The 13318-nt window shown below is 66.0% G+C and carries 16 protein-coding genes; 12 read left to right on the forward strand and 4 right to left on the reverse strand.

Annotation, left to right across the window (positions count from 1 at the left end; genetic code table 11):
- The first annotated feature begins 137 nt into the window (after window positions 1-137).
- The 9 genes from AB0I14_RS14460 (at window position 138) to AB0I14_RS14500 (ending at window position 6969) form a co-directional block, all read left to right on the forward strand.
- Window positions 138-812, forward strand: a complete 675-nt coding sequence (locus AB0I14_RS14460; RefSeq protein WP_358022836.1) for a hypothetical protein — start codon at window positions 138-140, stop codon at window positions 810-812.
- Between the two features lie 153 nt (window positions 813-965).
- Window positions 966-2489 (forward strand): MorD protein, encoded by a 1524-nt coding sequence (locus tag AB0I14_RS14465; RefSeq protein ID WP_358022145.1) that lies wholly within the window; start codon window positions 966-968, stop codon window positions 2487-2489.
- 16 nt (window positions 2490-2505) lie between these two features.
- Complete coding sequence (locus AB0I14_RS14470; protein WP_358022148.1) at window positions 2506-3345, forward strand: CbbQ/NirQ/NorQ/GpvN family protein; 840 nt, start codon at window positions 2506-2508, stop codon at window positions 3343-3345.
- Window positions 3345-3473: a hypothetical protein gene (locus AB0I14_RS14475; RefSeq protein WP_264012348.1), complete on the forward strand. Its 129-nt coding sequence runs from the start codon at window positions 3345-3347 to the stop codon at window positions 3471-3473. The genes AB0I14_RS14470 and AB0I14_RS14475 overlap by 1 nt, the downstream gene beginning before the upstream one ends.
- Window positions 3458-4165, forward strand: a complete 708-nt coding sequence (locus AB0I14_RS14480; protein ID WP_358022152.1) for a hypothetical protein — start codon at window positions 3458-3460, stop codon at window positions 4163-4165. The genes AB0I14_RS14475 and AB0I14_RS14480 overlap by 16 nt, the downstream gene beginning before the upstream one ends.
- A gap of 100 nt (window positions 4166-4265) precedes the next feature.
- The gene (locus AB0I14_RS14485) at window positions 4266-4607 is read left to right on the forward strand and encodes a hypothetical protein (RefSeq protein ID WP_358022839.1); all 342 of its coding nucleotides are present in this window, start codon (window positions 4266-4268) and stop codon (window positions 4605-4607) included.
- Window positions 4608-5855 (forward strand): cytochrome P450, encoded by a 1248-nt coding sequence (locus AB0I14_RS14490; RefSeq protein ID WP_358022155.1) that lies wholly within the window; start codon window positions 4608-4610, stop codon window positions 5853-5855.
- Window positions 5856-5895: 40 nt separating this feature from the next.
- Window positions 5896-6435 carry a hypothetical protein gene (locus AB0I14_RS14495; protein ID WP_358022158.1) on the forward strand — a complete coding sequence of 180 codons (540 nt, stop codon included), beginning with the start codon at window positions 5896-5898 and terminating at the stop codon, window positions 6433-6435.
- Between the two features lie 111 nt (window positions 6436-6546).
- A complete protein-coding gene (locus AB0I14_RS14500; RefSeq protein WP_358022161.1) occupies window positions 6547-6969 on the forward strand; it encodes a hypothetical protein in 423 nt (140 codons plus the stop codon).
- Here AB0I14_RS14500 and AB0I14_RS14505 read toward each other — a convergent pair.
- Window positions 6948-7595, reverse strand: coding sequence for a TetR/AcrR family transcriptional regulator (locus AB0I14_RS14505; protein ID WP_358022164.1), 648 nt, complete (start codon window positions 7593-7595; stop codon window positions 6948-6950). The genes AB0I14_RS14500 and AB0I14_RS14505 overlap by 22 nt on opposite strands.
- 576 nt (window positions 7596-8171) lie before the next feature.
- On the opposite strand from AB0I14_RS14505, the gene AB0I14_RS14510 reads away from it, so the two are divergent.
- The 3 genes from AB0I14_RS14510 to AB0I14_RS14520 all read left to right on the forward strand — a co-directional run bounded on the left by AB0I14_RS14510 (window position 8172) and on the right by AB0I14_RS14520 (window position 10620).
- On the forward strand, window positions 8172-8570 hold the full coding sequence (locus AB0I14_RS14510; protein WP_358022167.1) for an STAS domain-containing protein: 399 nt from the start codon (window positions 8172-8174) through the stop codon (window positions 8568-8570).
- Window positions 8571-8681: 111 nt separating this feature from the next.
- Entirely contained in the window at window positions 8682-9638 is a 957-nt protein-coding gene (locus tag AB0I14_RS14515) for a helix-turn-helix transcriptional regulator (protein WP_358022170.1), read from the forward strand.
- A gap of 76 nt (window positions 9639-9714) precedes the next feature.
- Window positions 9715-10620, forward strand: a complete 906-nt coding sequence (locus AB0I14_RS14520) for an alpha/beta hydrolase (RefSeq protein WP_358022173.1) — start codon at window positions 9715-9717, stop codon at window positions 10618-10620.
- On the opposite strand, the gene AB0I14_RS14525 is transcribed toward AB0I14_RS14520, so the two are convergent.
- The 3 genes from AB0I14_RS14525 to AB0I14_RS14535 are packed head-to-tail and all read right to left on the reverse strand — an operon-like array spanning window position 10617 to window position 13315.
- Window positions 10617-11069, reverse strand: a complete 453-nt coding sequence (locus tag AB0I14_RS14525) for a 6,7-dimethyl-8-ribityllumazine synthase (RefSeq protein ID WP_358022176.1) — start codon at window positions 11067-11069, stop codon at window positions 10617-10619. The two genes, AB0I14_RS14520 and AB0I14_RS14525, sit on opposite strands and share 4 nt — an antisense overlap.
- Before the next feature lie 42 nt (window positions 11070-11111).
- On the reverse strand, window positions 11112-12122 hold the full coding sequence (locus AB0I14_RS14530) for a zinc-binding dehydrogenase (RefSeq protein WP_358022842.1): 1011 nt from the start codon (window positions 12120-12122) through the stop codon (window positions 11112-11114).
- An 8-nt stretch (window positions 12123-12130) separates the two neighbouring features.
- Complete coding sequence (locus tag AB0I14_RS14535; protein ID WP_358022179.1) at window positions 12131-13315, reverse strand: sulfotransferase; 1185 nt, start codon at window positions 13313-13315, stop codon at window positions 12131-12133.
- Between the last annotated feature and the right edge of the window lie 3 nt (window positions 13316-13318).

The following is a 13318-nucleotide window of genomic DNA, read 5'->3' on the forward strand; positions in this document are numbered from 1 at the left end:
CCTACCCCGCGGGGCCCCTGTCGAGCCGGCGAATCGTTGACTATAGTCAGTCAACAGTTCGGGACCGGCTTACAGGAGGACCCTTGAATCTGCCGACGCTCAGGCTTCGTCGCACCGCCGTCGCGGGCGAGGGCGCCCTGCGCGGTCAGTCCCCGGCCGACCACGACGAGCAGTCCCGGACTGCGCAACGGCAGGCCGACAAGTGGCTGATCGTCGGATCGCTACTGATCGGCAGTGCCGTCCTCGGCATCTTCGGGCTGCCCATCTTCCTGCGCGGGGTGTGGTTGCTCCGGCGCGCCCAGCGCGACGGGCTGTCGGTGCGGCCGATGATGGTCACCCTGCTCGGTTATCTGGTCATCATCGACGCCGCGATCAATGCGATGGGTTGGTCGCTGGACCTGATCGGTAACCACTCTCTGCTGGCGAGAGTGCTTTTGACCGGCTGGGGCAACATGTTTGACGCCGGCTACTTCTGGCATTTCAACGAGCTGTGGGTGGGCGGCGCAGGTGGGCCGGGGGAGAAGGCCTGGGAGGTCGCCCTCATCCTCACCGTCTTCACCATGCGGATTGCTGCGGGCATCGGCTTTCTGCAGATGAAGCGCTGGGGTCAGCAGTGGATGATCGTCACCTGCTGGATGGGCGTGGTGATCTGGTGCGGCTACGTGTTCAACATGACGATGTTCGCCGACGTCCGCTACGCCGGGGTGATCTTCCCGGTCATCGGCTGGTGGCTCTACGACATCTTCTACATCACGCCGTTCCTGGCGATCCCGTACCTGCACACGGTCAACCGTGAGATCTTCACCGACTAGCACTCGAATATTGACTTAAGTCAGAGATTTCTACCCCACGAGGAGGGCACATGCTCTGGGAGATCTGCCGCTACATCGGTGCCTGGGGCGGCACCGCCCTGATCATCTGGTTCTGGTACTGGATGTTCTCGAACATCGGCACGTTCTGAGCCGATGGCCGACAACGATGCGATCACCGTCGAGCGCAGCTGCGCGCTGACCGCCGTTGCGCTGAGCGGCGGCCGCCGTGCCGGGGTGCGGCTGGTCACCGGTGAGCACCGCGGTTTCGGGCTGAACGCGGCCCTCGACTTCGTGCACGTGCCGTACCCGCCGCCTGGCGTCACCACGTGGACCAGGCGATCGTTGACCTGCGGTGTGGCACTGCAGTGCGCGCCGTCCAAGGACCGAATGGTGAACTACCGGCTGGGCGAGCTGTCCGGACGGGAATTGCAGGCCCTGACACTGGTGGAGGCGGGGGTGGCGCTGGCCTGGATCACCGCCCGGTGGCCCGGCCTGGTCACCGAAATCCGGAGACTGCTACCGGAATTGGATCCCTCCGATGCCGACCTGCCGGCCGCCGACATGCTGCGGAGCGCGGTGGAGCTGGCCCGTCACGGCGAGCCCCTCGACGTCGACCCGCTGTTGGGCCGGCTGCCCGTCGCTCACACCGCCCCCAGCGGACTGACGGACGGGTTGCGGCGCAGGTTCGGCCGGATGCCGTGGACCAGCACCCAAAAGCGACTGCCCAGGCCCTATTCCGTGCCGGTCGGCGGGGACGGCGGAGTGCGCAATCCCAACCTTCCGCCGCCGAGCCGGCCGCAGGACAACGATCTCGACGTCACCCCGCAGCACCGGCCGGGGATTCCGTACCCGGAGTGGAACGCGTGGACCGACAGCTTCCTGCGCGATCACGTGGCCGTCGTCGAGCACGCCAAACCGCCGCGCGGCCGCCAGTCCGCACCGGTCCCGGCCGATCTACGGGCCTGGTTCTCCGAACACACCCACCGGGCGATGACCGATCGGCTGGAGGACGGCTCGGACCTGGACGTGGATTCCTATGTCCGCCACCACATCGACCTGGCCACCGGCGAAGCCGGGGAGCCCCGGGTGTTCCGGGAGTTGTTGCCCAGCAGCCGGGATGTGTCGACCGCGCTGCTGCTCGACGGGAGTTCGTCGCTGGGCGTGCACGGCGGGCGGATCTTCCGGCTGGAACTGGCCTGTGCGGATGCGTTGTCCCAGGCGATGACCCACGCCCGGGAACGTCACGGCATCTTCGTGTTCACCGGCAACACCCGTCACCGGGTGGAAGTGCAGTGTCTCAAGGACTTCGAGGATCGACGGTTCGTTCCGCCGAGTGCGGCCGGCCTGGTCACCGGTGGATACACCCGCCTGGGCGCACCGGTGCGGCACCTGACCAGTCGGCTGCTGGCCCAACCGTCGGAGCGGCGTCTGCTCATCGTCATCGGTGACGGGCTGATCTCCGACGAGGGCTACGAGGGCCGCTACGCCTGGGCGGACACCGCGCACGCGGTCGAGGAGGCCAACGACGCCGGTGTCGCCGTGTACTACGTCGGCGTCGGGCCGACCCGCGTCGACCCGCTGCCCGAGGTGTTCGGACCCCGGCGGTCCCAACGGATCCGCCGCGTCGAGGAGTTGCCGCGCGTGCTGGCGCATGTTCATCGCGAGTTGGTCGCATGAGGACGGAAGGAACTGAATGAGCACCGGGCACATGGTCGCCGCCGGAGCGGCTCCGATCACGTACTGCGCCAACGGCAACGAGATCCAGCTGTTCGAGCAGGCCTACGCCCGCCGGATCCCGGTGATGCTGACGGGGCCGACCGGCTGCGGCAAGACCCGCCTCGTCGAGCACATGGGCTCGTTGCTGCAGCGTCCGGTGGTGACGATCAGCTGCCATGACGACCTCACCAGCTCGGATCTGGTGGGCCGGTTCATGGTCACCGGAGGCGACGTGGTGTGGACCGACGGGCCTCTGACCCGCGCGGTCAAGGCCGGCGCCATCTGCTACCTCGACGAGGTGGTCGAGGCGCGCCACGACTCGCTGGCCATCCTGCATTCGCTCACCGATCATCGCCGTGCGCTCTACCTCGACCGGGCCGGCGAGGTGGTGCAGGCCCCGGAGACCTTCATGCTGGTGTGCTCCTACAACCCGGCCTACCGCAGCTCGCTCAAGGAGCTCAAACCCTCGTTCCGGCAACGGTTTGTCACCCTGCCGATGACCTATCTGCCGCCTGATCGCGAAGCCGCGGTGATTGTCGCGGAATCCGGAGTGGACTGTGACACCGCCGCGCGCCTGGTGGCCTGCGCCACCGCGATCCGCAGCGCCGATGCCGCATTCCACTTCGAGCCCCCGTCGACCCGCGTGCTGGTCACTGCCGCGCAGCTGGTCGCGGAGGGCGCCACCGAACTGGAGGCCGCTGAGGCCTGTGTGCTGGCACCGCTGAGCACCGACGGGGCCATCAACGACGGGCTGCGCGAGGTCGCGGCGGCCGGCCTGCTCGACGGTGCGGTCCGAAATCGAGGAAAGGAAGTCTGATGAACGAACAGGAGCGAAAGCGTAAGCGCGCGTTGATCGTTCTGCAGGTGGTCATCTACGGCTACCTGTTCGCGATGTTCTGTATCCAGCTGTACATGTCGTTCGCCCGAGGTTGGTGGGAGCTGTGAGTCTCCCACTGTCCCAGGAATCTTCGGTGACCCTCGAAGATCACCACGAGGAGTCCCGGCTGGCCCAGCGCCGGGCCGACAAGTGGATGATCGTCGGGGCCCTGCTGATGGGCATGTGGATTCCCGGCCTGATCGGATTCCCGATCTTCATGCGCGGGGTGTGGCTGCAGCGCCAGGCCCAGCGCGCGGGATTGTCGGTGCGCCCGATGATCGTCACGCTGATCGGCTACCTGGTGTTGATCGACGGCGCGCTCAACAGCCTGGGCTGGGCACTTGATCTCGTGGCCAACCACACCCTGATCAACCGGGTGCTGATGGTCGGCTGGGGCAACATGTTCGACGCCGGCTACTTCTGGCACTACAACGAACTGTGGGTCGGCGGCTCGGCCGGGCCGGGCGAGAAGTCGATGGTGTTCGGCATGATCATCACGGTCTTCGCGATGCGCTGCGCCGCCGCCATCGGCTTCCTGCAGATGAAGCGCTGGGGTCACCAGTGGATGATCGTCACCTGCTGGATGGGCGTGGTGATCTGGTGCGTCTATGTCTTCAACATGACGATGTTCGCCGACGTCCGCTACGCCGGGGTGATCTTCCCGGTGATCGGCTGGTGGCTCTACGACATCTTCTACATCACGCCGTTCCTGGCGATCCCGTACCTGCACACGGTCAACCGCGAAATCTTCACCGACTGAACAACTTCGAAAGGAGCGCATTGTGTCGACATCTGCTGAAACCGAACAGGACGCGGCCGACGAGGACCTGCCCCCGGGCACCACCCCGTACTACGCGAACATGCACAAATGGATCAAGCGGGCGGTGTTGGTGTGCCTGGTCGCCCTGGTGGTGGAGGGCGCGTTCACGCTGCCGTTCATGGCGGTCTACTACGGTTATCCGACGCTGAGCATGACCCAGATCTGCAGCGAGCTACTGAAGGTCCGATACTCCGACGACACGCTCGAGTGCAAGCATCCCTACCCGATGTTCGGACCTCCCGAAGGGGCCGAGGGTAAGGACACCGCCCGCGATGAGTGGGGTATCCAGCCGACACCGAAGTACGACCGGTTGGGGTTCCGCGAGCTGGTGCGCCGCTACGAGGAACGTCAGGCCCGCCAGGCCCAAGAGCCGGGCAAGTAGATGCCGAAGTCGCCTCACGAGCACGCGCTCAACTGGGATCTGCGTCACGAGGACTTCAACGATCACGACCTGCTGTACGAGGTGTATTCGGTGATGCGCCAACGGGCGCCGATCGCACATACCGCGGCGCCGTTCTTTCCCACCGACGGTGCGTGGGTCGCACTGGGCTATGACGAGTGCTATCGGATTGCGCAGGATTGGGAGCACTTCTCCAGCAATCCGACACCCGAGGGGGCTCGGCAGGCCGGCGGTGATCTGGTGATCACCCTCGACCCGCCGCGGCAGCAGAAGTTCCGCAAGGTGCTCAACCCGTACTTCTCCCCGGCGCGGATGAAGGCGCTGACACCGCAGATCCGGGCCGAAACCGACCTGCTGATCGACGCGTTCATCGAACAGGGGCGGGGGGATCTCGCCCAGGTCGCTTGGCAGCAGCCCGGCATCGTGTTCTTCAAATATCTGCTCGGCATGCCCGTCGGCGACGTCCCGTTGTGCCTCGAGTTGGTCGACACCGCCCTCAACGGCGCCGTCGAGCAGGACCGGATGCTGGCCTGGGGAAGGTTGTATCAACATCTGCACGATGCGGTTTTGGCCCGCACCGCCCAACCTCCGCGCGATGACATGATCGACGTGCTGCTGCGCGCCGAGATCGACGGTGAACGGTTGCCGTTCAACGACATCGTCGCCAATGCCATCCTGCTGGTCCAGGCCGGTCTCGAAACTACCGCCAGTGCAATGTCTTTCGCGTTCCACTACCTGGCCACCCACCCCGGCGAACGTGACCGGCTGATCTCCGAACCGGAGATCCTGCCAAGGGCTGTCGAGGAGTTCGTCCGGTTCGCCGGATCGATCCACAGCCTGCCCCGCACGGTGACGAAGGACGTCGAACTGAGCGGACGGCGGCTCTGCCCAGGTGAGGCCGTCGTGCTCAACTACGCCGCGGCCAACCGGGACGCCACCCAGTTCCCCGATCCGGACCGCTGCGTGCTGGACCGCTCGGCCAACCGCCACCTCGGTTTCGGGGCCGGAGTACACCGGTGCCTCGGTTCCAACCTCGCTCGTCTGGAGTTCGCCATCGGACTCGAGCAGGTGCTGACCCGGATGCCCGACGTCGGTTTGGATCCCGGCGGCACCGCGGTGTTCCACGGCAATTCCGTGACGCGGGGCTACCGCGGGATCCCGGTGGTGTTCTCCCCGGCGGAACCGGTTGTATTGCGGGGACCTAACGATTCGGCGCTGTCTCAGGGTTGACGCCACCGTAAGCAGCAAAGCCGTGGTTCAGTGGTAACCGATGTCTGGTACCTGGTCCCCGCGTCGCTGTCTCACCGCTGCGGTGACGGCGGGTGTCACGTTGCTCGCGGTGGGGATGCCCTCGGCTTCGGCCGCGCCGGCCAGTGATGCGCGCGGGTACGTCGACTCCACGGCGCGGTGTGCCAGTGCGGACGCGACCGTGTTGTTCGGCAGCACCGACGCCTCCAGGGTGGCGATCTGTTCGGTGTCGGGCGGCAAGTACGAGTACCGCGGTGTCCGCCTGCGCGACGGCGCCAAACTGGTCGTGCCCGCGACGCGCAACGACGACGGCGCGTTCCGTGTGGAGAACGCCGGGATCGAATACCTGGTGACGGCGAAGTCGCTGGTGCTCAGTGTGGGGGAGAAGGTGATCCGCGAGGAGGCGATGATCGACTTTCACCGCCCGGGAGCGCCGGTGCCCCAGGACTCGGCGAAGTCTCCCGGTGCGGCTCCTGCCCCGGCGACCGCGTCGCCCACACCCACGACGCCGTTGCCGCCGCCGCTGGCCGCCGAAGTCGGAGGGGGCGGCGCTCGTCGCTGACCCGCTGACCCGCTGACCCGCTGACCCGCTGAGCAGCGCATTTGCCCGAGCAGTTGAGGGCAATTGATGAAAATGATAATCATTAACGGTATGTGTGCATGTTCGCCGACCTTGCAAACGGCTGATCTGGACCGGATGCTGGACCAACTCAGGCCGGGAACAACCTGTCTCACCGTTCCGCTCGTCGACGATGTCGTCCAGGTCGGCATCGGCGGCGACTTCGAATCCACCACGGTCGCGGTCACCGTCACGGCGACATCGGTGCGGGTCCGGCGGGTCGACGGCAGGCGCCTGCAGGTGCACATCGTCGAGGGCTGGTCCGATGTGAGCGCGCCGGGGGTGGCGATCCCGGTGTTCGACGAGCCGGTGGACGTTGTGATGCTCGAACGCTGCGACGGACGATGGGGCACCGGCGCCGGCCTGCGTGCTGTCCGGCTCGCCGACCTCGATCGGTTCGTCGGCACGCTCACCCGGTTCGCCCTGGCCAAGCAGTTCCGCGCCGGTGGCCTTGATCAGGCGGTGGGTGCGGCGTAGGTCTGTAGGTACTGGGTCAGTGCGCGTTGGCCCTCGGTGAGGATCGCGCGGTCATTCTCGGGGCCGGCGTGAAAGGCCATCTCCAGCAGGCGATCACCCATCTCGACGGCGACCATCGTCACCAACGGATCAGTGCCCTCGCGCAGCAGCCCCCAGTGCAGCAGGCCGGCATGCAGCGCGTTGGCGAACTCGGCCCGGCGCACGCGCGGATCGGCGAGCTGCCCGCTGGCCAGGCTGGTGTAGTGCAGGTTGACCAGGTGCGGATGGTTGCGCAGGTGTTCGTAGTGGAATTCGAAGATGCCGTGGGCGACCTCGGCCAGGCTGGTCGGCGCCAGTGCGGCCAGGACCGCTGCGCCTTCGGCGTCGCGCCGGTCGAGGTGGTCGGTGACGATCTCCTGCAGGATCGCGTCGCGATTGGGGAAGAACTGATAGACCGTCGCGACCGGGACATCGGCGCGATGGGCGATGGCGCGGGTGGTGACGGCGTCGACGCCCTGGGTCTCGAGCAGCTCGAGTGCTGCGGCCCGGATTCGCTCGACGCGTCGTCTGCTGCGCTCCTGTACTGGTTGGCGGCGCCGTAGGGGCTTGTGGGTGACCACCTGGAAATCGTCGCACATGGCCAACATGAACCCAATTCATGTTAATGATTGTTCGAGTGATCCGAGATCGGCCAGATGACCGCACCGACCTGGTTCGCCAAGGCTCCAGAAATGAACTCCGCGCTGCCGCCCGGTGGCCCTGCGCCCGGCATCGCTGCAGGTAGTCGCCCGGAGCCGGGCAGGATCTGGCGGTCCAGAACTCGTCGGTGGCCACCGAGCTCGCGACGGTGCTCGGTGCTGGGCGGGCGGGGTCGTGAAGGAACTGGGCGCCGACGGATATGTCGCGGCACACGGTCGCTACCTCGCGTGGTTGAACTCACAGGGTGCGGGCGTCAACAAAATTCACGCTCGGGTCATTAAACGAACTTCTTCGCCGTCGGCCTCATCCAGGTAACGAAATGCTTGTCGGTCCAGCCCGTCCCCGGATTTGACGAAAAGTGGTGCGGCCAAGACTAATTGCTGCACAAGGCGGTTCCGGTCAGGAAAATTCTGTCGAGGTGCGGGGATGCCGATGGCGATAATCTCAAAACGGTTGAGCACACAGCCGGTCACTGGTCGAGGGGCATTTCCGCCCCTGTAGCTATGCGATGGGTCGTAACCACCATGACTGCTGCTCATATCTCCGGTCCGTTGCGGTCGGTTCCGCCCTCCTGTGTCGGCATCATCGGCTGCGGCGCCGCGCGCGTCTCGGCCCATGTCCGCGGCCCGGCCACCGTGGTGGTGGTCGAAGGGGAAATCGACATCCGCAACTCCGACGCTCTCGGAACAGCGATCCGGCGCCTGTGCCCGTTGGCGACTCCGCTCGTTCTCGATCTTCGTCCGATCGCCTTCATCGGCGTGCCCGGTTTCCGGGAGCTACTGGCATTTGCCGGTGAATGCGACCGCGCGCAGATCTCGTGGTACGTGGTGGCCGGCGATGCTCTACGGCCGTTGCTGCGGGTCTTCGCTGACCACGGGTTGCCGGTCGTCGATTCCAGCGGTCCGGCTCGGGGGTCGGCTTGAGCCGGCGTGGAGATTCGCCGATCGTGGTTTACAACGTAAGCTTTGCAGGTAGGATCATGGTTTCGGGGTCAAGCCAGTGCCCCGCCGCCGGGCCAACTCAAGCGAAACCTGATGACCGCGTACGAGAACTTGGATTTCACCAGCGCAGATCTCGGAGCCACCGAGGATTTCCTCGTGCGCGCCTACGCCAAGATGTCCATCGGCCGGGGCCGTGGGGAGCGGTCATCGACGCGCATAGTTCGCAGGTGGTTGGGGCCGATCAGTTTCGACGAACTGGACCTCGACTACCACTTGTCCTATGACGCCGATCCGCTGAACAAGATCTGCCTGTGCCGAGTGCATTCGGGACGTATCGAGGAGAACTTCATCGGCGAGCCCCAGGATGTGTTCAGCCCGGGTGACGTCACCTTGTATTCGCCGCCCGAATTGCCGTATTCGGGCCGCGTCTGTCAGGCGAACTACGACCTCACGATGTTCGATGTCGAGTTGTTGGACCGCGTCGCGACTTCCGCCCCCGGCGCTCCGGGGGTGCCGGTGCGACTGACGGGTCATCGCCCGATATCGGCGAAGGCGGGTTATCAGCTCAAGGTCGCGATCGAGTATGTGCGTTCGGCGGTGCACAGTCAGACCGGGCCGGTACCGCCCTTGGTGGTCTCGACCAGTACGTCGATGCTTGCGGCCGCCGTGGTCTCGACCATGCCGACCACAGCCGGGCTGGATCCCACCCCGACCGATCGGCGCGACGCCAAGCCCGCGCTCCTGCGCCGGGCGATCGAATACCTCGAATCCAATGCCCACCGCGATATCGCGCTTGCCGACGTCGCCGACGCGGTCTACGTCACGCCCCGTGCGCTGCAGTACATGTTCCGCCGGCATCTCGACGTCTCGCCGATGGGATATCTGCGCCGGGTGCGGCTCGACCTCGCGCATCAGGAGCTGTGCAGTGCCGATCCGGCGACCTCGACCGTGCAAGGCGTCGCGGCCCGCTGGGGGTTCGCCCACACCGGCCGCTTTGCTGCCGCCTACCGGAGCGCCTACGGTCAGAACCCGTCAGACACCCTGAAGTGAGCTGGACGGCAGGACCCGATTCCGGCGCGGGTACCGTCGATGTCGCTTGTTCGCAACGAGTCCCAGAAGGAAAACCGTGTCGATACTGTCCACGCCGATGTTGGCCGATGCCCTGGCCCGGTTGTTCTCCGTAGGGGTGAGACCGGGGCCCATGCGTGGCGTTCGGTTCCCCGAAATACCAGGCCGCACAACGATGATCGCTATCCCGACCCGTCACGGTGACGTTGCCGCCACGGTGTATCAGCCCGAGGCCGGCGAGGAGAAGCCCGCGGTGTACGTGAACGTGCACGGCGGTGGATTCGTCGTCGGGCACCGAGAGCAGGACGACCCGTGGTGCCGTTTCCTCGCCGAACACGCGAATATCGTTGTGGTCAACGTCGATTACCTGCTGGCCCCGCATCACCGGTTTCCGACTCCCGCCGAGCAGATCTATGACGTGCTGAGCTGGGCCTCGGCGCCTGACCGTGACTGGGATGGCAGCAGGTTGTGTGTCGGCGGGCAGAGCGCGGGCGGCAGCTTGTCCGCGGCGGCCGCGCGGCTGGCGTTGGAGGGTGGCGGGCCGCAGATCGCACTACAGGTCCTGCACTACCCACCGCTGGATCTGGTCACCGCCACCAAGGACAAGCACTCTCCGGTGGGCGCCAAGGCCGTGTTGAAGCCGTGGATGGGCGAGGTGTTCGACACCGCCTACATTCCCGATCGCGCCCGGCGCACCGATCGCCTGGCGTCCCCGGCCTGGGGCGCAAACGCCGACGGAATCGACGGCATCGCCCCGGCGCTGATCGTCACCGCCGAGTACGACAGGCTGCGCGACGAGGCCTGGCGGTACGCCCAGAAACTCGACGCGGTCGGCGCCCTGGCCGAGTATCACGAGGTGCCCGGCGTCGATCACGGCTACAACATCATGAGCAACGCCGGCGACGTCACCCGCAAGGTCTACGACCTGATCGCAGGGCACGTCCGCCGCGCCACCGGCAATTAACCCAGCGTGCTGTGCAGGGCCAGGGTGGCCGCGACAGCGTTGGCCGCCTCGGCGCCCTTCTTGACGAAGTGCTTCGTGAAGTAGTCGATGTGCTCGTCGTGCTCATGGAAATGGTGCGGGGTGAGCACGACGGAGAACACCGGCACGTCGGTGTCGAGTTGTACGCGCATCAGCCCGTCGATCACCGCGGTGGCCACGAAGTCGTGGCGGTAGATGCCGCCGTCGACGACGAGACCGGCCGCGACGATCGCCCGGTAGCGCCCGGTCAGTGCCAGACGCTTTGCGGTGAGCGGAATTTCGAACGCACCGGGCACTTCGAAGAATTCCAGCGCATCGCCGGCGATCCCGTGGGTGCCGATCTGTTCGGTGAATCCCTCACGGGACTTGTCGACGATGTTGCGATGCCAGGTGGCTTGCACGAACGCGATCTGAGTGGCTGCGTCAGACATGTAGCGACGCTATCGCACCCGGGCCACCCGCGGATAAAAGCATCAGCCGAACGTGACCACCACCTTGTCTGCCGCGCCGGGTGTCGATGCCAGCTCAAGGGCGTCGTTCACGTCCCGGAACGGGACGGTGTGACTGACGATCAGCGCGTAGCGCTCCCAGTTGGCGACGAGATCCTTGGTCACCTCGAAGATCTCATCCGGGTAGCCCATCGATCCGACGATGGTGAGCTCGCTACTCATCACGTTGATGAATTCCACCGGGACCGGTTCTTTGTGGACGGCCACCACGCCCAGCGTCGCACCGTGCCGCGCGGCAGCCAGCGCGGTGGTGATCACCGCCGGTGCGCCCGCGGCATCGAGATAGATGTCGGTGCCTGCCCTTCCGCCGAACCTCGCCTCGCCCTCGCCGTGCAGTTCGATGAGCCTCGCCACGACGTCCGCGTCGGCGGTGTTGATCACTGCGTCGGCACCGATCTGCAGGGCTTTCTCCAGACGTGCCGCGATCAGATCGACGACGACGATATGGCTGACGCCGACCGACCGGAAGGCTAATACGGCACCGAGTCCGATCGGGCCGGCGCCGAATATGACGACCTTGTCGCCGGGCTTCGGTAGGCAGCGGTTCACCCCGTGCCGCGCCACGGCCATCGGCTCGTTGAGTGCGGCCACCTCCCACGGAATGTGGTCGGGGATCACCTCGAGGCTCACCCCGCGCTGCGCGTCCTCGATCAGCAGATAGTCGGCGAGGGCACCGGTGGCGCCCCCGTTGCCGATGATGCCGCTGGGCGCGGCCATCGGATTGATGACTACGTGGTCACCGACCTCGATACCCGTTACGCCGGAGCCGACCTCGATGATCTCGCCGGCGGGTTCGTGGCCGAGCGGGGTGTGGCCCTGCCGGGGCGGGATGCCCCCGATCGCGATGTACATCGCATCGGATCCGCAGATCCCGCACGCCCGCATCCGCACCAATACGTCGTTGGCGCCGATCTGCGGGCGGGGCGCGTAGAGGGTTTCGGCGGTTCCCGGTCCGGTCACGGTCGAGACCTTCATGCCCGGGGTCATGGCGTGGCCTCCAGTTCGATGTCGAACGTGTCGAGGTATTCGGCGAAGATGGGCCGCAGCACGTCCACCGATAGCCCGTACTGGTCGAGGCTGTAGGAGTTGGGTCCGAACCGGTCCTGCGGGTGCTCGCCGAGCCAGGTTCTCATCCGGCCCTCGACCTCGGGTGTGAGATCGTCCCCGGCCCAGTCGTAGATGCGTCGCATCACCCCGATCGGGTCGCTCATCATCTCGGAGTAGTACATGTGGAAGAAGCGGTCGTCGCCGATGCGATCGCGGGCGCGCAGCGGGCGTTCCACGTGAAACTGCATCTGCGTCATAGCATTACGTCCCATTGCGTGCAGGTCCATCGCCTCGGGCTTCAGCGTCATGCCTTTGGGTAACTTCCACAGATTGCCCAGGGAACCCGTCGCCTTGTAGGGGTCGCGGTGCGCCCAGATCAGCCGCGCGTCCGGGAAGACCTTCAACAACGCATCGATGTGCACCGAGTGCGACGGCATCTTGAGGCTCCAGGCGCCCGGTGCTGTGGACTGCAGGACCTGAAGGTAGCGCTTCTGGTACTCGTAGGTGCTCGTCAGATCGGTCTCGTGGAACAGCCACTCGGCGTAGCGCGAGGTGGCCAGGTACGAGTCCCATGACAGGCCCTTGAAGTCCTGGTTGTGGATGAACATGTCCTCGGTGGGACCGTCGGCGTCCTCCCAGTGCGGCAGCGCCATGTTCGCCGACGTCACCATCTCCAGGATCTTGCGCTGCTCTTCCAGCAGTGCCAGGCAGCGGGGATCGGTGCGCAGCATGTCGGTGGTGGCCGGTGGGATCGGGTCCACACACTGCCAGTGCACCAACGATCGCCGGGCGGGATCCTGGTCGAGCAGGTAGCTGATCACCGTGGTACCGGTGCGCGGCATGCCCAGCACGATCAGCGGGCGTTGCACCGGCGTGTCGAGGACCTCGGGATGGGACTGGATGTAGTCGTGTACCTGCAGGCGCCGTCCCAGTGCTGAGACGCAGTCGGAGATGATGCGGTTGCGGCCGGACTCGCTGTACGCGGGCGAGCCGTTGATCTCGTCGAGGAGGATCGTCAGTCCCTCGCGCCAGGAATCGGAATCCACTTCGGACAGACCGGTTTTCCCGGCGGCCAGTTTGAGGACGTCGTCGGCGGTCGAGACGTTGTCGTATTCGCTCATTGT

This window comes from Mycobacterium sp. NPDC050441 (assembly GCF_040655355.1).
GTDB lineage: Bacteria > Actinomycetota > Actinomycetes > Mycobacteriales > Mycobacteriaceae > Mycobacterium.